This is a genomic window from Sphingobium sp. YBL2 (genome assembly GCF_000943805.1).
In the GTDB taxonomy this organism is placed as follows: Bacteria; Pseudomonadota; Alphaproteobacteria; order Sphingomonadales; family Sphingomonadaceae; genus Sphingobium; species Sphingobium fuliginis.
Genome location: NZ_CP010954.1, coordinates 4,311,956 through 4,331,221, shown reverse-complemented (window position 1 = coordinate 4,331,221; position 19,266 = coordinate 4,311,956). Strand labels below are relative to the sequence as shown.

General features: G+C 64.4%; 18 protein-coding genes and 1 pseudogene. 8 read left to right on the top strand and 11 right to left on the bottom strand.

Going from position 1 to position 19,266, the window contains the following annotated elements; genetic code table 11:
• Positions 1-186: 186 nt before the first annotated feature.
• The 4 genes and pseudogenes from TZ53_RS19885 to TZ53_RS26270 form a co-directional block, all read left to right on the top strand.
• A complete protein-coding gene (locus TZ53_RS19885; RefSeq protein WP_044662460.1) occupies positions 187-1,485 on the top strand; it encodes a pyruvate dehydrogenase complex dihydrolipoamide acetyltransferase in 1,299 nt (432 codons plus the stop codon).
• Positions 1,485-1,889, top strand: coding sequence for an acyl-CoA thioesterase (locus TZ53_RS19880; RefSeq protein WP_025549171.1), 405 nt, complete (start codon positions 1,485-1,487; stop codon positions 1,887-1,889). Before TZ53_RS19885 ends, TZ53_RS19880 begins: the two co-directional genes overlap by 1 nt.
• Positions 1,890-1,899: 10 nt before the next feature.
• Positions 1,900-3,297, top strand: coding sequence for a dihydrolipoyl dehydrogenase (gene lpdA, locus TZ53_RS19875; protein ID WP_044662459.1), 1,398 nt, complete (start codon positions 1,900-1,902; stop codon positions 3,295-3,297).
• A pseudogene (locus tag TZ53_RS26270) lies at positions 3,254-3,835 on the top strand (phosphatase PAP2 family protein); the annotation flags it as partial. The gene lpdA and the pseudogene TZ53_RS26270, both read left to right, overlap by 44 nt.
• Positions 3,836-3,886: 51 nt before the next feature.
• On the opposite strand, the gene TZ53_RS27620 reads toward TZ53_RS26270, so the two are convergent.
• On the bottom strand, positions 3,887-5,320 hold the full coding sequence (locus TZ53_RS27620; RefSeq protein ID WP_130029978.1) for a DUF2142 domain-containing protein: 1,434 nt from the start codon (positions 5,318-5,320) through the stop codon (positions 3,887-3,889).
• A 443-nt stretch (positions 5,321-5,763) separates the two neighbouring features.
• Between TZ53_RS27620 and TZ53_RS19865 the strand changes: the two genes are divergently transcribed.
• Positions 5,764-6,138, top strand: a complete 375-nt coding sequence (locus TZ53_RS19865; protein ID WP_025549176.1) for a hypothetical protein — start codon at positions 5,764-5,766, stop codon at positions 6,136-6,138.
• A 72-nt stretch (positions 6,139-6,210) separates the two neighbouring features.
• On the opposite strand, the gene TZ53_RS19860 is transcribed toward TZ53_RS19865, so the two are convergent.
• From TZ53_RS19860 to TZ53_RS19815, 10 genes are all read right to left on the bottom strand, one after another.
• On the bottom strand, positions 6,211-7,158 hold the full coding sequence (locus tag TZ53_RS19860) for a hemolysin family protein (protein ID WP_044662457.1): 948 nt from the start codon (positions 7,156-7,158) through the stop codon (positions 6,211-6,213).
• A gap of 103 nt (positions 7,159-7,261) precedes the next feature.
• Positions 7,262-7,762 carry an rRNA maturation RNase YbeY gene (ybeY, locus tag TZ53_RS19855; protein ID WP_044662456.1) on the bottom strand — a complete coding sequence of 167 codons (501 nt, stop codon included), beginning with the start codon at positions 7,760-7,762 and terminating at the stop codon, positions 7,262-7,264.
• Between the two features lie 140 nt (positions 7,763-7,902).
• Positions 7,903-8,907, bottom strand: a complete 1,005-nt coding sequence (locus tag TZ53_RS19850) for a PhoH family protein (protein WP_025549180.1) — start codon at positions 8,905-8,907, stop codon at positions 7,903-7,905.
• A 122-nt stretch (positions 8,908-9,029) separates the two neighbouring features.
• A complete protein-coding gene (miaB, locus tag TZ53_RS19845; RefSeq protein ID WP_025549182.1) occupies positions 9,030-10,379 on the bottom strand; it encodes a tRNA (N6-isopentenyl adenosine(37)-C2)-methylthiotransferase MiaB in 1,350 nt (449 codons plus the stop codon).
• Between the two features lie 9 nt (positions 10,380-10,388).
• Positions 10,389-11,147 carry a lysophospholipid acyltransferase family protein gene (locus TZ53_RS19840; RefSeq protein WP_044662455.1) on the bottom strand — a complete coding sequence of 253 codons (759 nt, stop codon included), beginning with the start codon at positions 11,145-11,147 and terminating at the stop codon, positions 10,389-10,391.
• A 6-nt stretch (positions 11,148-11,153) separates the two neighbouring features.
• Complete coding sequence (locus tag TZ53_RS19835; RefSeq protein ID WP_025549184.1) at positions 11,154-11,576, bottom strand: Fur family transcriptional regulator; 423 nt, start codon at positions 11,574-11,576, stop codon at positions 11,154-11,156.
• Between the two features lie 123 nt (positions 11,577-11,699).
• Positions 11,700-12,125: a MucR family transcriptional regulator gene (locus TZ53_RS19830; protein WP_025549185.1), complete on the bottom strand. Its 426-nt coding sequence runs from the start codon at positions 12,123-12,125 to the stop codon at positions 11,700-11,702.
• Positions 12,126-12,237: 112 nt separating this feature from the next.
• Positions 12,238-12,717 (bottom strand): GNAT family N-acetyltransferase, encoded by a 480-nt coding sequence (locus tag TZ53_RS19825; protein WP_025549186.1) that lies wholly within the window; start codon positions 12,715-12,717, stop codon positions 12,238-12,240.
• Positions 12,714-13,343, bottom strand: a complete 630-nt coding sequence (gene tsaB, locus TZ53_RS19820) for a tRNA (adenosine(37)-N6)-threonylcarbamoyltransferase complex dimerization subunit type 1 TsaB (protein ID WP_044662454.1) — start codon at positions 13,341-13,343, stop codon at positions 12,714-12,716. Before tsaB ends, TZ53_RS19825 begins: the two co-directional genes overlap by 4 nt.
• Positions 13,344-13,443: 100 nt before the next feature.
• The gene (locus TZ53_RS19815) at positions 13,444-14,016 is read right to left on the bottom strand and encodes a NifU family protein (RefSeq protein WP_025549188.1); all 573 of its coding nucleotides are present in this window, start codon (positions 14,014-14,016) and stop codon (positions 13,444-13,446) included.
• Between the two features lie 114 nt (positions 14,017-14,130).
• Between TZ53_RS19815 and TZ53_RS19810 the strand changes: the two genes are divergently transcribed.
• The 3 genes from TZ53_RS19810 to TZ53_RS19800 all read left to right on the top strand — a co-directional run bounded on the left by TZ53_RS19810 (position 14,131) and on the right by TZ53_RS19800 (position 19,264).
• Positions 14,131-14,601, top strand: coding sequence for a pyridoxamine 5'-phosphate oxidase family protein (locus TZ53_RS19810; RefSeq protein ID WP_025549190.1), 471 nt, complete (start codon positions 14,131-14,133; stop codon positions 14,599-14,601).
• Positions 14,602-14,850: 249 nt separating this feature from the next.
• Entirely contained in the window at positions 14,851-16,236 is a 1,386-nt protein-coding gene (locus TZ53_RS19805) for a DEAD/DEAH box helicase (RefSeq protein WP_025549191.1), read from the top strand.
• A gap of 136 nt (positions 16,237-16,372) precedes the next feature.
• Positions 16,373-19,264: a M16 family metallopeptidase gene (locus TZ53_RS19800; RefSeq protein WP_044662453.1), complete on the top strand. Its 2,892-nt coding sequence runs from the start codon at positions 16,373-16,375 to the stop codon at positions 19,262-19,264.
• Positions 19,265-19,266: the final 2 nt, after the last annotated feature.

The window sequence follows — 19,266 nt, the reverse complement described above, 5'->3', positions numbered from 1 at the left end:
GTAACGACCTTTTGGTCTTCATCGTCACAGGCGCCGGCTGAACCCATATGGTTAGCCGTGAACCAGAGTGGTGAAATGTGGCCGATTATCGGCGGGTGCGCAAGGCTTGGCCTTGACCGTTCCGGCCAAAGCGCCGAAACGAACTTCATTGCCCCATGCCCGATAAAGATGAGAGGCCTTCCACCCATGAGCAAGACGATCCAGATGCCGGCCCTTTCCCCGACCATGGAAGAAGGGACGCTGGCAAAGTGGCTGGTGAAGGAGGGCGATGCCGTCTCCTCCGGCGACCTGCTCGCAGAGATCGAGACCGACAAGGCGACGATGGAATTCGAAGCCGTCGATGAAGGCATAGTGGCCAAGATACTGGTGGCCGAAGGGGCGGAGGGCGTGAAGGTGGGCACGGTCATCGCCATCATCGCGGAGGAGGGCGAGGATGTATCGCAGGCCGCTGCTGGAAATGCCGCGCCCAAGGCGGCTGCTCCCGCAGAGAGTGCAGAGAGTCCTGCGCCCAAGGCCGACCCCGTTCCCGCCAAAGCGCCCGCACCTGCCGCCAAGGCTGATCCCGCGCCGGCCCAGGGGACCGATGGCAGGGTGAAGGCCAGCCCGCTCGCTCGCCGTCTGGCCGAGGCCAAGGGGCTCGATCTTGCCGCCGTCACCGGTTCCGGCCCCAATGGCCGCATCGTGAAAGCGGACCTCGACGGTGCTGCGCCGGCCGCCAAGGCCGCTGCTCCGGCGCCTGCCTCCGCGCCTGCGGCCGCACCCGCCGCCGCTCCGGCTGCGGCGCAGGACTTCGGCATCCCGCATGAGGTCATCAAGCTCAGCGGCATGCGCAAGACGATCGCGCGCCGCCTGACCGAATCCAAGCAGCAGGTGCCCCATATCTACCTGACCGTGGACGTTCGGCTCGACAAGCTGTTGAAGCTGCGCGGAGAACTCAATGCCGGCCTTGGTTCGCGAGGCGTCAAGCTGTCGGTGAATGACCTGCTGATCAAGGCGCTGGGCGTCGCGCTGGTCCAGGTGCCGGAATGCAATGTGCAGTTCGCCGGCGACCAGATGCTGAAATTCCAGCGCGCCGACATTTCGGTCGCCGTGTCGATTCCCGGCGGGCTCATCACGCCGATCGTGACCGAAGCGGACAGCAAGGGCGTCGCCGCCATCTCGACCGCGATGAAGGATCTCGCCAGCCGCGCCAAGGACGGCAAGCTGAAGCCGGAGGAGTATCAGGGCGGCACGGCCTCGCTCTCCAACATGGGCATGTTCGGCATCAAGCAGTTCGAGGCCGTCATCAACCCGCCGCAGGGCATGATCATGGCCATCGGCGCGGGCGAGAAGCGGCCCTATGTCATCGACGACGCCCTCCAGATCGCGACGGTCATGTCGGCCACCGGCAGCTTCGACCATCGCGCCATTGACGGCGCCGACGGCGCCCGCTTGATGCAGGTCTTCAGGGAGCTGGTCGAAAATCCGATCGGCCTGCTGGCCTGATGAGCCGGATGGACGAGCAGCCGCCGGCAGACCACCCGGCGGTGCGCGTCATCGCGATGCCCGCCGACACCAATCCCTATGGGGATATTTTCGGCGGCTGGTTGATGAGCCTGATGGATTCCGCGGCGGGTTCCGTCGCCGCCAGACACAGCCATGGCCGTGCCGTGACCATCGCGGTGGAGGGCATGACTTTCCTGCGCCCGGTCGTTGTGGGCGATGAGGTGTCGGTGTTTGCGACGCTGAAATCGGTCGGGCGCACGTCCATGAAGATCGACGTGGAAGCATGGCGCCGTGCCCGGCACGACGACCGCAGCTATCGCGTCACCCGCGCGACCTTCACATTCGTGGCGATCGGTGAGGATCGCCAGCCCCGTTCCGTGCCGCCCTTGGCGGACCAAGACTAGAGAGACCGATATGGCTGAGAATTACGACCTCATCGTTCTGGGCTCCGGCCCCGGCGGCTATGTGGCCGCGATCCGCGCCGCCCAACTGGGCCTGAAGACCGCCATTGTCGAGCGGGAGAATCTGGGCGGCATCTGCCTCAACTGGGGCTGCATTCCGACCAAGGCGTTGCTGCGTTCCGCGGAAATCTACCATTATATGCAGCATGCCGGGGACTATGGACTGGCGGCCGATAAGATCAGCGCCGACATCGCGGCGGTGGTGAAGCGTTCGCGCGGCGTCGCCAAGCAACTGAACCAGGGCGTCACGCACCTGATGAAGAAGAACAAGATCGCCGTTCATATGGGCGAGGGCAAGCTGACCGGGAAGGGCAGGCTCAGCGTCACCAGGGACGGCAAGACGGAGGAACTGACGGCGAAGAACATCATCGTCGCCACCGGTGCGCGGGCGCGCGACCTGCCGGGCAGCCCGGCCGACGGCAAGCGCGTCTGGACCTATCGCCACGCCATGACCCCGCCGGAAATGCCGGGCAAGCTGCTGGTCATCGGATCGGGCGCGATCGGCATCGAGTTCGCCAGCTTCTACAATGACATGGGCGCCGACGTGACCGTGGTCGAGATGATGGACCGCATCGTGCCGGTCGAGGATGCGGATGTTTCCGCCTTTCTCGAAAAGGCGCTGAAGAAGCAGGGCATGACCATCCTGACCGGTGCCGGCGTCAGCGACATCCAGGTCGGCGCCAATGGCGTCAAGGCGAAGCTGAAGGACAAGGCGGGCAAGGAGAGCGTCGCCGAATTCAGCCACATGATCGTCGCCATCGGCATCGTCCCCAATACGGAGAATATCGGCCTCAAGGAACTGGGCGTCGCCATGGACGAGCGCGGTTTCCTGAAGACCGACGCGATGTGCCGCACCAATGTCGACGGCCTCTGGGCGATCGGTGACATCACTGCCCCGCCGTGGCTGGCGCACAAGGCGAGCCATGAGGGCGTGATCGCGGCGGAAGCCATTGCCGGCAAGCATCCCCATGCCATGGACCCGCGCAATATTCCGGGCTGCACCTATTGCCATCCGCAGATCGCCTCCGTTGGCCTGACTGAAGCCAAGGCGAAGGAAGCCGGCTATGAGGTGAAGGTCGGCATGTTCCCCTTCATCGGCAATGGCAAGGCCATCGCGCTGGGCGAGGCGGAAGGCTTCACCAAGACGGTGTTCGATGCCAAGACCGGCGAGTTGCTTGGCGCGCATATGGTCGGTGCGGAAGTGACCGAGATGATCCAGGGCTATACCATCGGCAAGACGCTGGAGACGACCGAGGCGGAACTGATGCACACCGTCTTCCCGCATCCGACCATCTCGGAATCGATGCATGAAAGCGTGCTCGCCGCTTATGGGCGCGCACTCCATATCTGATCGGCGCAAAGCCGTGGCTAAAGGCGCGGGGGCGTTTGTCCTCGCGCTTTTTTGCGTCCTGGGGATTGCGCTGGTCCAGCGGCAGGGATGGCTGGATGGGCTGAATGCCGGGTTGATGGGAATGGCGGGGCGCGCGCGGGACAGCGGCGCCGGAACCATCGTCACCTGGATCATGCAACTGGCGTCGGCCGTGGGCGGTACGGCCGGGCGCTTCGCTCTGCTGGGCGCCTGCTTCGTCGCGCTTTGGCGGATGGCGCGTGCGCGTGCCCTCTGGCTGTTCTGGGTGGCGTTCGGCGGGACATTGCTCAACCTGGCGCTCAAGCAGATATTTGCCGCGCCCCGGCCCGATCTGTTGCCGCATCTTGACCTGGTGAACAGCTATAGTTTTCCAAGCGGCCATGCGGCGGGAAACATGGTCTTCTTCGGGGCACTGGCCATGCTGGGCGGGGGGCGCTCCGCCTATGTCGCCATGGGACTGGCGATTGCGCTGATCGGGATCAGCCGGGTCTGGCTGGGCGTGCATTGGCCGAGCGACGTGCTGGCGGGTTGGATCGAAGGACTGGGCTGGCTGGCGCTGTGCGGTGCCTGGCTACCAGCGCGGAGAGGGCAGGAAGAGTCGGCGGATAGGGTCATGGTGCGGGGGCATGCCGTCGGCGGTGACGAAGCCATGAACCCAGAAGCTGTCGAAAACCGTGGCGGCGGCAATGGCGAGTAGCAGCAGGGCCGATCCGGCGAACAAGGGCCGGGCGCCGCGCAGCGGGGCCGCCGGCATAAGGGCGAGCAATGCGAGTGGCAGAACGGGCAGGAAATAGCGACCCTGCGTCCCCTGGATATAGTCGGCGCCAAGCGGCGTGCCCGTCAGATACATGGCGGTTTCGATCAGCAGCGCCACCCCGGCCGCGATGGCGAGCCACCAGAGCCTTTGCCCCCATGAGACGCGCATGGCCGATCCGCTGCCAATCGCCGCGCCGAGCATTGCCAGCGCCAGCGGATAGGCGAGAAGAGGCAGCAAAATCGCATTCCAGCCGAAACGGCCGACGATCTGGAGCGCATAGACCGGCGTGCGTTCGGTGACGCTGGTGACAAGGATATGGAGATAGGCAAGCGGATCGTGCAGGATAACCGCCAATTGCTGACCGAGAGGCGCGGTCATGACCGTCTCGCCCGTCTTGCGCGACACGATATGGTAGAGCGCCTGGGTGCCGCCGGAGAGCTTCATCCACAGAAGAAAGGCGAAAGCGCCGATGACCATTGCGGCAAGGAGCGGCAGGGGTCGAAGATCGCGGCGGCTTTCCGGCCAGCGCAATCCGGCCGCCATCAACGGCAGATAGACGCCCTTGGCAAGCGCCAGCACGGGAGCGATCAGGTAGAGCGCCAGGCCGCGTTTCGCCGTCCACCCCATGAAGCCGACCCGCAGCGCCAAGGCAAGGCCGAGAAAGCCCGTGCCGTTGATGACCGCATCGGGGGAGAGCGAAGCATTTTGATAGCAGAAGGTCGGCAGCAGCGCCGTGGCGAGCAGGGCATTGCGGCCGAACGGAACAAGGCCGAGCGCCGCGGCCAGCATGGCCAGTGCGAACAGGGCGTTGACGATCCGGCCACTGTAGAAAGCTCCCAGATGCGGCAGGCCCAGGCTCTTGCCGATCGCCAGACCGGCCGCTCCGGGCAAATAGAGGGTGGGCGCATAGTTCGCCACATTGGGGAAATCGGCAAAGCGCCGCTCATCGGCACGGGATTTCCCGGCATCCCACGCGGTCATCAGCATGGACGGCCGGAACAGGCGGGCATCGGGTGATGCGCGCGTCGGGAAATGGGCGTCGTGCAGGTCGATGGCGGCGCGGGGAAGCTCCGCGCCGATCATCGCGCCCTGCTGCTTGGTCAGCATGCCGCCTTCGGAAAGGAGGAGCGCCTTCATAAAATGCTGATTCTCGTCGGGAGCCTGAAAGGGCGGCGTGACGCAGGCAAAGAAGAGGGTTGCGATGCAGATCAGGGCGTAGAGCCGCTTTTCCAGGCTGGTCCATGGCATATGGCCCGCCGTCGGCGGATTCGCCCGGCCGGATGTCCGTCTTTCCTGTCGCATCGATCGCCCCCTGTCTGGGCATGATGACCTAGCGGCAAGCTCTTAATATTTCGCGCCTATTTCTGATCTGCATCAACATATCGGGTGGGGATCGCGTAAGTCTTCCGTAATATTTCCGCGCCAGTGTCGTCAGGCTCGGGACCCAATGCTGGCTGGTTCGAGGTTTGAGGCAAAATGGCTCAGGGCCAGAAGGCAAGTCGCAGGAATATGTTGATATTTCCAGCCTTGCCGACGCAGCACTGGGGTCATTTTGGTCAAATTTCTGCGGGACGCCGAAATGGCTTCCATCTCGAACCGAAATGCGCTGACAAAGGCAATGAGCCTTCGCGGCGCGCATTTCGATGCCTCGACCCCTCCAGTAACGGGTCCTGAGCCTAGCGGAGAACCCCATGTATATCATTGATTTCCGGCATGATCTGAACCTGCTCGACATCCGATGGCGCGGCATCTTCACCGATGGGGCGATTGCGGAATATGCGCGCATATTGAAGCGCCAGTTCGTTGAGCAGGGGTTCCAGCCGGGCTATCTGCTGCGCATGGACATGACCGACAGCGCTGTCCAGACACAGGATGCGGTCGCATCCTTCGGTCGCCATCTCGGCGATTTTCCCAAGGCGAGGCGGATCGCCATCGTCACCCCCAGCGCCATTGCAAGCATGCAGGTGCGCCGGGTGATGACCCAATCCTATCTGCGGATATTTCCATGGGCTGAGCCGGCACTGGAGTGGCTGCTGGAGGATGAAGCAGCGGTGGCTGGGCTATAGCGGGCCATCCTGAGACCTTCGCATCACCTGCTCAGGTCAGATTCCTACGCTTCAACCCAGCTCAAAGCAAAATCAGCCCTCTTCCTCGATTTCCCGTTCCGCCGGAGGGTGAAGGCGCAGACGGCTGACGCGGCGTCCGTCGCTGTCCAGGATTTCCAGTTTCCAGCCGCTTTGCGCATGTTCGACGATCTCGCCGGGCTCGGGAACGCGGCCCGCGATCACGAAGGCCAGGCCGCCCAGCGTGTCGACATCTTCCTCTATGTCCGCCAGCTTTTCGTCGATTTCCTTCGCCACATCCTCCAGTTCGGCGCGGGCGTCGGCTTCCCAAAGGCCGCCATCCAGCGGAACCAGCATCGCTTCCGGTTCCTCGTCATGCTCGTCCTCCACCTCTCCGACGATTTCCTCGACCAGATCCTCGAAGGTGAGCAGCCCTTCCGTACCCGAATATTCGTCGAGCACGATGGCGAGATGGGTGCGCTTGGCGCGCATTTCCGCGAGCAGGTCCAGCGCCCCCATGCTTTCGGGAACATAGAGCGGCTGGCGGATCAGCGGTTCCAGCGTATCGGGCGCCGGCGCCTTGCCCGCTAATATGGCGAAGGCGTCGCGGATGTGGATCATGCCGACGATAGTGTCCAGATTTTCGCGATAGACGGGGATGCGGCTGTGTCCCGCCTCCGCGAACAGGGCGGCCAGATCGGCAAAGCTGGCCTTTTCCTCTATGGCGATGATGTCCGCGCGAGGGACCGCCACGTCATCGACCGTATGTTCGGAAAAGTGCAGCAGGTTGCGGACCATCTGGCGTTCGATGGCAGACAGGTCGCCCTTGGCAGGGGGCGCCGCGCCTTCCTCCTGCTCCTCCTCATCATATTCGTCGAGCGCATCCTCCAGCTCGCGCCGAAGGCTGTGGCTTTCCTCATCTCCGAAGAGCAGCGATTTCAGGCCGCTCCATAAACCGCCCTCATGGCTGCTACTGTCCGATTCCTTCGAACCGTTGCCGTCCTTGGGACTGCCTTCCGCCATCGTAGTTCCCGTTTCCCTGTTCACGGCATCGCCCGAGAAAGCCTGTCCTGAACCCGTTTGACGGTGGGCGCCGGCTTTCCGCTAAAAGCGATGCCACAAAATATTATCGATCCCCATAGGGATCGGAAATGCCCAGGCTGATCAGCGACTGCGTCTCCAGCGCTTCCATCGCTTCGGCCTCGGCGTCCTCCATATGATCATATCCCAGCAAATGAAAAGTCCCATGGACGATCAGATGCGTGGCATGATCGGCTATGGAGATGCCCTTTTCCGCGGCCTCGCTGGCGCAGACCCCTTCCGCCAGTACGATGTCGCCCAACAGCACCTCGCCATCGTCGGTGTTGGCGGTGGTTTCCAGCAAGTCCGACTGCACCATCGGGAAGGACAGGACGTTGGTCGGCCTGTCCTTGTCCCGATAGGCGCGGTTGAGCTGGTGGACCTCCTCGTCGGTGGTGAGTTTGACCGCGACCTCGTACAAGGCTTCGTCCGCGGCGAACGCGGCATAGGGGCTGTGCATGATGGCCGCGACGACGGCCCGCTGGGCCAGTAATTCCCAGTCGGTATCGGGCCAGCCCTGTTCGTGGAGAACGGCGACTTCAATCATTATGACGGTTTCCGTTCGCGCCGGGGGTAGTCGAGACATGGTGAAGGTCGAAATGTCGTTCCTCGACCCTGGGCTGTCCCGGACGCCTGCCTTGGCAGGCGGTCGAAGGGCTCGAAACGACCGGGTGCCGGGCGTGCATCTCAGGCATCCGGGCCCTCATAAGCCTGGACGATGCGGCCCACGACCGGGTGACGCACCACGTCGCTGATGCCGAAGGGCACGACGGAGATGCCCTCCACCCCCTCCAGCCGCGCGACGGCGTCCGCCAGACCGGAAATGCCCGGTTGCGGCAGATCCACCTGACGCGGGTCGCCACAGATGACCATGCGGCTGCCTTCACCGAAGCGGGTCAGGAACATCTTCATCTGGGCGACGGTGGTGTTCTGCGCTTCGTCCAGCACGATGAACGCGTTGGACAGGGTGCGGCCGCGCATGAAGGCGAGGGGGGCGATCTCGATCTCCCCCGACGCGATGCGGCGTTCGACCTGCTCTGCGGGGAGCGTGTCGTAGAGCGCGTCGTAGATCGGGCGGAGATAGGGGTCGACCTTCTCCTTCATGTCGCCGGGCAGGAAGCCAAGGCGCTCGCCCGCTTCCACGGCGGGGCGGGAGAGGATCAGGCGGTCGACGCTGCCGGTGATGAGCTGGCTCACGGCCTGCGCGACGGCGAGGTAGGTCTTGCCGGTGCCCGCCGGGCCCAGCGCGAAGATGATGTCGTTGCGGGTGAGCGCCTCCATATAGGTCACCTGCGTTGCGGAACGCGGGACGATGGTCTTCTTGCGCGTGCGGATCATGACCTTGGGCGGTTCGGCCACGTCATGGCGGATGATGCCGTCCAGCGTGGGCTCCGCGGACATGGCGATCACCGCCTCCACCGCGCCGGCATCGATTTCCTGGCCGGCGACGATACGGTTGTAGAGGCCTGTCATGACATCGCGCGCGCGGGCGGCCGCCTCGGCGTCTCCCTCGATCTGGAGCTTGTTGCCGCGCGCCGCGATATAGACGCCCAGGCGGTTTTCGATGGCCACCAGATTCTGGTCATATTGGCCGAACAGCGCGCCCAGCAGGTGCGGACGGTCGAAAGTGACTTCCAGCCGGGCGCGTTCTGCGACCTCGGTGCGGTGGTTATGATTGGGTTTCTTGGACATTCAGCAGCCTCCCTGTTCGTCAGTCACACTCGCGCGGGCGAGTATCCATCTCCTGTCGTTTGAGCCTGGTGGACAGGGCTGGAGATGGGTTCCCGTTGCCACGGGAACGACTGTGATTAGGTTCAAGCGGCCTTCCTCCTGCTGGGTTGTCCGGCCAGACTGTTCGGGCCGGCGCTGATGATATCGACTTCTACCATGTCCCCGATGGAAAGTTCCGGCGCGGTGACGTGGACGGACTGAAGCCAGGGCGTCTTGCCGATGAGCTGGCCGGGATGGCGGCCCTTGCGCTCCAGCAGGATGCCGGTGCGGCGGCCGACGGTGGCCGCGTTGAATTCCACCTGATGGCGGTTGATCAGCGCCTGCAGGCGGGCGAGCCGTTCGTCCATGACCTCCGCGGGGATCTGTCCGTCCATGTCGGCGGCGGGCGTGCCGGGGCGCGAACTATATTTGAAGCTGTAGCATTGGGCGTAGCGGACCTGCTCCACGATCTTCAGCGTATCCTCGAACTCGGCGTCGGTCTCACCGGGGAAGCCCACGATGAAGTCGCCGGAGAGCGCGATGTCCGGTCGGGCTTCGCGCACGCGTTCGATGATGCGCAGATAGCTGTCGGCGTCATGGCTTCGGTTCATCGCCTTCAGCACGCGGTCGTTCCCCGACTGCACCGGCAGGTGGAGGAAGGGCATCAGCTTGGGTTCGTCGCCATGGGCCGCGATCAGCCCGTCGCTCATGTCGTTGGGATGGCTGGTGGTGTAGCGGATGCGCTTGAGGGCGTCGATCTTCGCCAGTTCGCGGACCAGCCCGTCCATGCCCTGCGTCCGGCCCCTGTCGTCCTCGCCGGTCCAGGCATTGACGTTCTGGCCGAGCAGGGTGATCTCCCGCACGCCGCCGTCGACCAGCGCCTTCGCCTCGTCCAGGATCGCGGACCAACTGCGGCTGATTTCCGCGCCGCGTGTATAGGGGACCACGCAATAGGTGCAGAATTTGTCGCAGCCTTCCATGATCGTCAGGAAGGCGGTGGGGCGCGCCTGCTTCGTGCGCGCGGGAAGCGCGCCGAACTTCGACGCCAGCGGCATGTCCGTGTCGACGGCCTGTTCGCCACGGCCCGCCTTGTCGATCAGGTCGGGCAGGCGGTGATAGGCCTGTGGGCCGACGACGATGTCGACATTGCGGGCGCGCCGCTGGATTTCGCCGCCCTCCGCCTGAGCCACGCAGCCGGCGACCGCGATCATCGGGCGGCTGCCGTCCTCGCGGGTCATGCGGCCGATGTCGGAATAGACCTTGTCCACCGCCTTTTCGCGGATGTGGCAGGTGTTGAGGATGACCAGATCCGCCTCGGCGCCGTCGGCCGCGGCGGTCATGCCGCGCTCGCCCAGCATTTCGGCCATGCGCTCGCCATCATAGACGTTCATCTGGCAGCCGAAGGATTTGACGTGGAAGGTCGCTGGAGTCTTTTGGGCGTCGTACCGATTCATGCGGTCCAGCTATACAAGGGGTGCGCCGCAAGTAAAAGGCGGCAGGTGCGCGACGATGCTCGCGGCTATTCTTTCGCGGGCCGTCGCGGCCAAGGCCTTGCGATCAGGGCAGATTGCCGGATCGAACGGTTCCAGAAAGCGCAGGGTGACCTCCAGCCTGCCCTTGCGTTCCAGCAACCTCCTGACGTTCGCACCCGCCGGCTCGGCACTGTGCCAGCTGATTTCGGCGGTGGCCGGACCATAGTCGATATGGACAGGCTGAATCCGCACCGAGCGCGGAGGAGGCAGCAGGACCGAGAGCAGGGATGGCTTGAACGGCAGGAGGCCGGTGCCGTCGCTGGTGGTGCCCTCCGGGAAAAGCGCCACCGGCTGATGCCCCGCCAGCGCGGCGCGCAAGGCGTCGAGTTGCGAAGAGAGCGCGCCGCGGCGCTCGCGGGCGACGAAGAGCGTATTGTTCTGCGCGGCCAGCCAGCCGATGACGGGCCAGCGCGCGATGCCGTCATGCGCGACGAAGGCCGCACCCGTCGCACCGCCCAGCGCCAATATGTCCACCCAACTGACATGATTGGCGATGATGAAGCTGTCCCCTTGAAAGGGATGGCCGTCGATCCGCACCCGGGCGCCGACGGAACGCGCCGCCAGCGCCAGAAAACGCGGCGGCCAGGGCGACCGGCGCCGGGCCGCGCGCCAGAGCAGATGCGGGATGAGGCAGAGCAGCAGGCTGGCGGCCAAAGCCGTCAGGCGCATGAAGCGTCGAAGTGCGGCCAAGCTGTCTCAGCTCTTGCGGTCGAGCGCGACGCCGTAAAGTTCCATCCGGTGGTCGACCAGGCGGAAGCCAAGCTTTTCCGCGATCTGCTTCTGAAGCTGCTCCAGTTCGGGATCGACGAATTCGATGACATTGCCCGTCTCGACATCGATCAGATGGTCGTGATGGGATTCGGGCGCCGCCTCATATCGGGCGCGGCCGTCACCGAAATCGTGACGATCCAATATGCCCGCCTCCTCGAAGAGGCGGACCGTGCGGTACACGGTGGCGATGGAAATGCCCGGATCGATGGCAGCGGAGCGCCTGTGCAGTTCCTCCACATCCGGGTGATCCGTGGCGTCGCTCAGCACCTGGGCGATGACGCGGCGCTGTTCGGTGATGCGCAGGCCCTTTTCATGGCAAAGGGCTTCGACGTCGATCTTGCGGTTCATGCAGGCTCACTTGGCTGGAATGTGCGTAAGTTCGGAAAAGAGCCTAGCGGCTTTCGTCCTAGTATAAAAGGGGCGCGCGATACGCGCACCCCTTGCATGGGCGTTTGCCTGCGGTTTGCGCTGTTATTTGGGAGCGCGGACGCGACGGCGCTTGGTGCCGAGGCCGATCTTCTTGGCCAGGCTGCGGCGCTGTTCGGCATAGTTGGGCGCGACCATCGGATAATCGGCCGGCAGGCCCCATTTGGCGCGATAATCTTCGGGCGTCATCTGATAATGAGTCATCAGGTGGCGCTTCAGCATCTTCAGCTTCTTGCCGTCTTCCAGGCAGATGATGTAGTCGGGCTTGATCGACGAGCGGACCGAGACGGCGGGTTCGGGCTTCACCTCCGGCGCGGCGGCGGGAGTGGCCAGACCGGAAAGCGCGGCGTGCACATTCTGGATCAGGGTAGATACGTCAGAGACGGCAACGCTGTTGTTCGAGACATGGGCCGCGACAATATCCGACGTCAAAGTAATGAGCAGTTCGCTCTGCGCTGATTCAGTTTCCATTTCTTTTCCCTGCGAAGGCTATTGGTTGCGCGACCCGCCCGAGGAAAATCATTTCAGGAGCGGTATGGGTCAGCTATACCGATGGTTTCTGTTTTGCAAGGGCGGATTTAAATCATCTAAGCATGTCGATACGAAAGCTTAGCGCGTCGTGAAGTTGTCCATCGTTGCCGCGATAGTAACCGGGACGGCGGTGTACATATTCGAACCCGGCTTTTTCATATAGCCTTATTGCCGTATTCGACGCACGAACTTCCAGATTCATCGACGTAATGCCCCGCTTGCGCGCCGTCCTGAGGCTGTCGAGCAGCAGGTCCTCGCCAATGCCCCTCCCGCGCCAGAGCGGGCTGACGGCCAACAGCAGCAATTCGCATTCGTCAAGCACGGAACGGACCAGCGCGAAGCCGACCGGCGCGGCGTCGATCCGGGCGATGGTGAGCCAGGTTCCCGGCATGGTCATCACCCCGGCGAGCTGCGGCAATGTCCATGCTTCGCCAAAGGCCGGGTCGAAGGCGCGCACCATGACGTCCATGGCATCGCTCATCGCGTTGCGTTCGCCATCCTCATAGGTCTGGAGCGTCAGGCCCGGCGTCATGACGCTGCCCGTTCCGCCATCGGACGCGCATCCGCGCCACGGCAATAAAGGGGGGAGGGGGGGAGCGGCGGGAGCCCGGCGACCAGCGGATAGTCCGCGGCATCGGGATACAGGCTCACCGCCGTGCCATGGCCGCGCGCCGTCACCAGCGCTTCGGCGCCGGTGCCGTAGAGCGTGGGCTGCGTCAATTGCTTCGCCAGTTCGGCAATCGGCGTGGAGGCGGGCGGGCCGAGGGGCGCAAGCCCGTCAGTGGAGAAGGCCTGCCAGAACAACTCGCCATGACCGCCGGTAATGGTGACGGCCAGGGTCTCGTCCTTATGATCCCCTGCCGCCGCCCTGGCCGCGATCATGGCGAGCGCGCCATAGCCATGCAGCGGAATGTTCCAGGCCAGCGCCAGCGCCCGCGCGGCGGCGATCCCGATGCGCACGCCGGTGAAGCTGCCGGGGCCGACATCGACGGCGATCGCATCGGCCCGGCCGCCGTCGGGCAGGGCAGCGATGGCGGGCAGCAGCGCTTCGGCATGGCCACGCCCGACGATTTCATGAAAATGGCCCAGGGGCGCTCCGTCATCGAGCAGCGCCACGGACAGCGCCTGTGTCGCGGTGTCGATGACCAATATGCGCAAAGAAAACCCCTGTTGACCGCTCGCCCGATGCGATGCCCGGCTCTGCGGTTAATCGATCGGCACGGGTTTGCCAATTGTTCCCGGCCAACTGTTTCGCCGCTCAGACGGCGCGGACCTCCGTCACTTCGGGCACATAATGTTTGAGCAGTTGTTCGATCCCGTTCTTCAGCGTCGCCGTGGAGGAGGGGCAGCCGGAACAGGCGCCCTGCATGCGCAGATAGACGGTTCCCTTGTCGAAGCCGCGATAGATGATGTCGCCGCCGTCATTGGCCACGGCCGGCCGGACACGGGTGTCGATCAGCTCGCGAATCTGGGCGATGATCTCCTCATCTTCCGGATCGTCCGCAAATTCCTCCTCCTCGGGAACAAAGATTTCGCCTGCCGAGCCGGGCGCGAACAGCGGCATGTTGGCGGAAAAATGTTCGAGCAGGATCGAAAGGATGTCCGGCTTCACATCGCTCCACTGTGCGCCGGGCGCGATGGTGACGGAAATGAAGTCCCCGCCGAAAAAGACCCCCGTCACGTCGCCCAGGCCGAACAGCGCATCGGCCAGCGGCGAAGCCTCCGCTTCTTCCGGTGTGGCGAAATCGCGGGTGCCCATGCCCATGACCACGCGGCCGGGAATGAACTTGACGGTTGCCGGATTGGGCGTCGCTTCGGTCTCGATCAACATGCGCGCTATGTGGAGAGAAGACTGCGCAAGATCAAGCTTTCGTGCTAAATTGACTCCCGCAAATCGCTTGGCGCCGTCGATTGAGTCCCGCCTGAGATCGAAGGGAGAGAGAAGATGAGCAATGAGGCCGACATCCGCCATCGCTTCTGGACGGAATTGTCGCAAAGCCCGTTCCTGATGGTCGGGTTGAGAGGGTCGCCCGATCACAGTATGCCCATGACGGCGCAGCTCGATCCCGGCGCGAACCATTGCTTCTGGTTCTATACGACGCGGGAGAACCGGCTGGCCAGGGGCGGACCGGCCATGGCCCAGTTCGCAGGCAAGGGACATTTCCTGTTCGCCTGCATCGACGGCACCCTGGTCGAGGAGACGGACCCGGCGGTGATCGACCGGTACTGGACCCATGATGTGGCGAGCTGGTATCCCGGCGGACGGCAGGACCCGCATCTGACGATGCTCCGTTTCGATCTTGGCCGCGCGGAAATCTGGCGTGCCGACATGTCGCTTGGCGGCATGTTTCGGCAAATGTTCGGCGGAGACGTGCGCGAAGAGATGCGGAGCAAGCATGTGGAGGTGACGTTGTAGGGGGAGGCGAACGCCGCCACTTGCTTTTTCCCGCCATTCCCGCCATATGCGCTGCAACGCAGCAGCGGGCTTCACGCCCCTTCCAGCGATTGGCAGCGTGATCGCTTCGGCCCGAACGGGCATCGGGGCCGGCCAATGAAAGTCTGCGCCAAGCTTTGAGGCTTCCCTTTTCACGCGGGTCGTTTCGTAACCCGCCTTGCGTCCCGGCCCTGCCGGAAGACGCCGGGGCCCATTCGTGAGTTATCATCCATGCAATTTACCGACCTTGGCCTTGCCGAGCCGATCCTGAAGGCGCTGGCCGCCAAGAAATATGCCTCGCCGACGCCGATCCAGGCGCAGGCCATTCCCGTGCTGCTGAAGGGCAAGGACCTGTGCGGCATCGCGCAGACCGGCACCGGCAAGACCGCTGCCTTCGCGCTGCCCAGCCTTGACCATTTCGCCCGCAATCCCAAGCCGACGCCGCTCCAGGGCTGCCGCATGCTGGTGCTGTCGCCGACGCGCGAACTCGCCGCGCAGATCGCGCAGAGCTTCCGCGACTATGGCCGCTTCCTGAAGCTGTCCGTGGAGGTGGTGTTCGGCGGCGTGCCGATCAACCGGCAGATCCGGGCGCTGGGGCGCGGCGTCGACATCGTCGTGGCGACGCCGGGCCGTCTGCTCGACCTGATCGACCAGCGCGCCTTCACCATCAAGGACACCGAGATATTCGTCCTCGACGAAGCCGACCAGATGATGGACATGGGCTTCATCCACCCGTTGAAGCGCATCGCCAAGCTGCTGCCGAAGGAGCGGCAGAACCTCTTCTTCTCCGCCACCATGCCGGGCGAGATCGAGGCGCTGGCCAGCCAGTTCCTGCACGATCCGGTCAAGGTGAGCGTCGCGCCGCAGTCGACCACGGCGGAGCGGGTCCGGCAGCAGGCGACCTTCGTCAACCAGATGGAGAAGCAGGCGCTGCTCAACCTGACGATCCAGAAGGAAGACATCGACCGCGCGCTGATCTTCACCCGGACCAAGCATGGCGCCGACCGGGTCGTGCGCTTTCTGGAGGGCGCGGGCATCCAGGCCGTGGCGATCCATGGCAACAAGAGCCAGGCGCAGCGGACCACCGCGCTCCAGGCCTTCCGCCATGGCCATGTGAAGCTGCTGGTGGCGACCGACATCGCCGCGCGCGGCATCGACGTGTCGGGCGTCAGCCATGTCATCAATTTCGAACTGCCCAATGTGCCGGAACAATATGTCCACCGCATCGGCCGCACGGCGCGGGCAGGGGCGGAGGGCGTTGCGATCAGCTTCGTGGCGGACGACGAGCGGCCTTATCTGAAGGCCATCGAGCGGACGACCAAGGTGAAGCTGGACGTCGTCCCGCTGCCGGAGAATTTCGTCGAGGTGGTGCGCAATCTTCCCAAGGCCGCGCCGCAGCGCAAGGGTCGGGAGCAGACCCCGGAGCAGAAGACGCGGCGCGCCGACGGGCAACGCCGCTATCAGGACCAGCAGAAGCAGCAGCGCGGCAATACCGAACGGGCGCATCGGCCGGATGGCGAAGCTGCGAAGCCGGCAAAGAAGAATTTCCGGCGCCGTCGCGGCGGCAGCAATGTCGGCGCGCATAAGGGCGCGGTGCAGAAGACCGGCGGGCGGTAATCCTGGATATGATGGACTCCTGCGAAGGCAGGAGCCCAGTCCTGCCGTTTGACCGGATTCCCGTCTTCGCGGGAAGATGAGGTTCCTTCCTCTTTGTCAGTGGCCATTCAGGAAAATCTCTTTAGGCTGCGCGGCCATGAGCTTTTCCTTCCGGCGTTCCGCCGCTTCGCTGTCCGTCCTTGCCCTGCTGCTTTCGGGAACGCCCGCGCCTCTGTGGGCGAAGACGGACCCGACTGCCACGTCCACGGCGCCGGGCTCTACCAAGGCGCAGGTCAGGCCATGGCTCTACGAGAACAGCGATGTTCCGATCGATCCGGCCTGGCGCTTCGGCACCCTGTCCAATGGCGTGCGCTATGCCGTCCGCCGCAATGGCGTGCCGCCGGGTCAGGTGTCGGTCCGGCTGCGGATCGACGCCGGCTCGCTGATGGAGCAGTCCGATGAGCTGGGATATGCCCATTTCATGGAGCATCTGACCTTCCGCGGCTCCCGCCATGTGCCCGACGGGGAATCCAAGCGCATCTGGCAGCGGCTGGGCGTCACCTTCGGCAGCGACAGCAATGCGCAGACGACGCCGACCGGGACCACCTATGCGCTCGACCTGCCGCAGGCGACGCAGGCCAGCCTGGGCGAAAGCATGAAGATACTCGCCGGCATGATGGCCGACCCCAATATCGTCGAGAGCGCCGTGAATGCCGAGCGGGCCGTGGTCCTTGCGGAAAAGCGGGAGAGCGACGGGCCGCAGATGCGGATTTCCGATGCGACCAGACGGCATTTCTTCGCTGGCCAGCCGCTGGCCGATCATAGCCCCATCGGCACGGTGGCAACGTTGAATGCCGTCACGGCGGCGAAGATGGAAGCTTTTCACCAGCGCTGGTACCGCCCGGAAAATGCCGTGATCTCGATTGCGGGCGACATCGACCCGGCCATGGCCGAGCAATTGATCAAGGATAATTTCGGCTCCTGGACCGTCCCCGGAAAGGGCGCGCCGCTACCCGATTTCGGGGAGCCCGACCCCAGGGCCCCTGCCACCAGGGTGACGGTGGAGCCCGGCGCGCCCACCGGCCTTACCATGGCCTGGCTGCGCCCGTGGAAGCCGCATGCCGACACCATCGTCTACAATCAGGACAAGCTGACCGACATGCTGGCCCTGCAGATCATCAGCCGCCGTCTGGAACAGGCTGCGCGCAGCGGCGGCAGCTTCCTGCAGGCAAGCGTGGATCAGCAGGATGTCAGCCGGTCCGCCGATGGCACCTTCGTCACCATCGTGCCCACGGGCGAGAATTGGGAAAAGGCGTTGGGCGACGTGCGCGCAATCATAGAGGATGCCAAGGCCGCGCCGCCAAGCCAGATAGAGATCGACCGCGAATATGCGCAGATGGACACCGCACTCGCGATTCAGGTCGAGAATGCCGATACGGAGGCGGGCGCCAAGCAGGCGAGCGACCTGGTGAGCGCGGTCGACATTCGCGAAACCACGGTCAGCCCGCAGGCGGCGCTGGACATCTTCCGCTCCGGCAAGACGGGCATGACGCCGCAGAAGATATTGGATTCGACCCGGCGGCTCTTCTCCGCCGGCGTCTTCCGCGCGCACCTGATCACTGGCAAGGTCCAGCCCGGCGTCGACGCGAAGCTGGCCGCCGCTGTCGCCGCGCCGGTCAAGGCGGCGACCAACGCGCGGCTGGCGGACAAGGTTGTGACCATGGCCGACCTGCCGAAGCTCGGCGCGCCGGGGAAGGTCGTTTCGCGTACGCCCATCGGCCTGCCGGGGATGGAAAGCATTGTCTTCTCCAACGGCGTCAAGCTGACCCTGTTCGCCAATGATGCGGAAACGGAGAAGGTGCGGATCAACGTCCGCTTCGGTCATGGCCAGCAGGCCTTTTCCCCGACCCGGCCCGTGCCGGGCTGGGCGGCGGATTATGCGCTGGTGGCGAGTGGAATAGGGAAGCTGGGCCAGCGGGAACTCGATGACCTGACCAATGGCCGCCGCATGGGGATGGATTTCGCCATCGACGACGACGCCTTTGAAATGCAGGCCGTAACGCGTCCGGCGGATTATAAGGACCAATTGCTGCTGTTCGCGACCAAGCTGTTTGCGCCGGGATGGGACCCCGCGCCGATCGCGCGCGTGAAGACGGGGGCAGGGGTCGCCTATGACGCGATGGAGCGGGCGCCGGATTCCGTGCTGGCGCGGGACCTCAACTGGTTGCTGCACGACAGGGATGTGCGGTTCCGCACGCCTTCGCGGGCGGAGATCGACGCGCTGACTCCGCAAGCCTTTCGCGCCACATGGGAACCGCTGCTGGCATCCGGGCCCGTCGAGATACAGATTTTCGGACAGGTGAAGGCGGACGATGCCATTGCAGCCGTGGCGGCGACCTTCGGTGCGCTGCCGCAGCGGGCGGATGTCCCGGTTCCCGCCGCCAACAAGCTGATGCGCTTTCCCGCCCATGTCGAAAGCCCGGTGATCCTGCGGCACAAGGGCGACAAGGAGCAAGCGGCGGCGGTCATGGCATGGCCCACGGCAGGCGGGTTCGCACTGACGAAGGAAGCGCGGCAGCTTGAGATCCTGACGCAGATTTTCAACGATCGGCTGTTCGACAAGCTGCGTTCGACCGAAGGCGCGGCTTATTCGCCCAGCGTCCAGAACAACTGGCCATTTTCCTATGAAAGCGGCGGTTACATATTGGTGACGAGCCAGGTGCGCCCGGATCGCGTCCGTTATTTCTACGGCGTGGTGAAGGACACGGCGGCGGACCTCGTCAAAAATCTAGTGAGCGAGGACGAATTGCAGCGCGCCGTCGCGCCGATGCGGCAATTGCTGATGCGGGCAGGGACAGGCAATGCCTTCTGGATGAACCAGATGGAGGGCGCTACCCACGACCCGCGCTATGTACAGGCGATGCAGACCATGGCGCAGGACATGCTGACCGTCACGCCAACCGATATTCGGGCGCTGGCGGCCAAATATCTGGTGCTCGGCAAGAGCTGGTCTGCGGTGGTGCTGCCCGATGGCGTCGCCGCCAAATAGGC

What these genes read in the sequence shown, in the direction of transcription:
- TZ53_RS19800 (WP_044662453.1), top strand. Translation starts at nt 16,373, where the DNA reads ATGAGCTTTTCCTTCCGGCGTTCCGCCGCTTCGCTGTCCGTCCTTGCC.
- TZ53_RS19810 (WP_025549190.1), top strand. Translation starts at nt 14,131, where the DNA reads ATGAGCAATGAGGCCGACATCCGCCATCGCTTCTGGACGGAATTGTCG.
- TZ53_RS19885 (WP_044662460.1), top strand. Translation starts at nt 187, where the DNA reads ATGAGCAAGACGATCCAGATGCCGGCCCTTTCCCCGACCATGGAAGAA.
- TZ53_RS19850 (WP_025549180.1), bottom strand. Translation starts at nt 8,907, where the DNA reads ATGTCCAAGAAACCCAATCATAACCACCGCACCGAGGTCGCAGAACGC.
- TZ53_RS19805 (WP_025549191.1), top strand. Translation starts at nt 14,851, where the DNA reads ATGCAATTTACCGACCTTGGCCTTGCCGAGCCGATCCTGAAGGCGCTG.
- TZ53_RS19835 (WP_025549184.1), bottom strand. Translation starts at nt 11,576, where the DNA reads ATGAACCGCAAGATCGACGTCGAAGCCCTTTGCCATGAAAAGGGCCTG.
- miaB (WP_025549182.1), bottom strand. Translation starts at nt 10,379, where the DNA reads ATGAATCGGTACGACGCCCAAAAGACTCCAGCGACCTTCCACGTCAAA.
- TZ53_RS19865 (WP_025549176.1), top strand. Translation starts at nt 5,764, where the DNA reads ATGTATATCATTGATTTCCGGCATGATCTGAACCTGCTCGACATCCGA.
- TZ53_RS19815 (WP_025549188.1), bottom strand. Translation starts at nt 14,016, where the DNA reads ATGTTGATCGAGACCGAAGCGACGCCCAATCCGGCAACCGTCAAGTTC.
- TZ53_RS27620 (WP_130029978.1), bottom strand. Translation starts at nt 5,320, where the DNA reads ATGCCATGGACCAGCCTGGAAAAGCGGCTCTACGCCCTGATCTGCATC.
- TZ53_RS19830 (WP_025549185.1), bottom strand. Translation starts at nt 12,125, where the DNA reads ATGGAAACTGAATCAGCGCAGAGCGAACTGCTCATTACTTTGACGTCG.
- TZ53_RS19860 (WP_044662457.1), bottom strand. Translation starts at nt 7,158, where the DNA reads ATGGCGGAAGGCAGTCCCAAGGACGGCAACGGTTCGAAGGAATCGGAC.
- ybeY (WP_044662456.1), bottom strand. Translation starts at nt 7,762, where the DNA reads ATGATTGAAGTCGCCGTTCTCCACGAACAGGGCTGGCCCGATACCGAC.
- lpdA (WP_044662459.1), top strand. Translation starts at nt 1,900, where the DNA reads ATGGCTGAGAATTACGACCTCATCGTTCTGGGCTCCGGCCCCGGCGGC.
- TZ53_RS19880 (WP_025549171.1), top strand. Translation starts at nt 1,485, where the DNA reads ATGAGCCGGATGGACGAGCAGCCGCCGGCAGACCACCCGGCGGTGCGC.
- TZ53_RS19825 (WP_025549186.1), bottom strand. Translation starts at nt 12,717, where the DNA reads ATGACGCCGGGCCTGACGCTCCAGACCTATGAGGATGGCGAACGCAAC.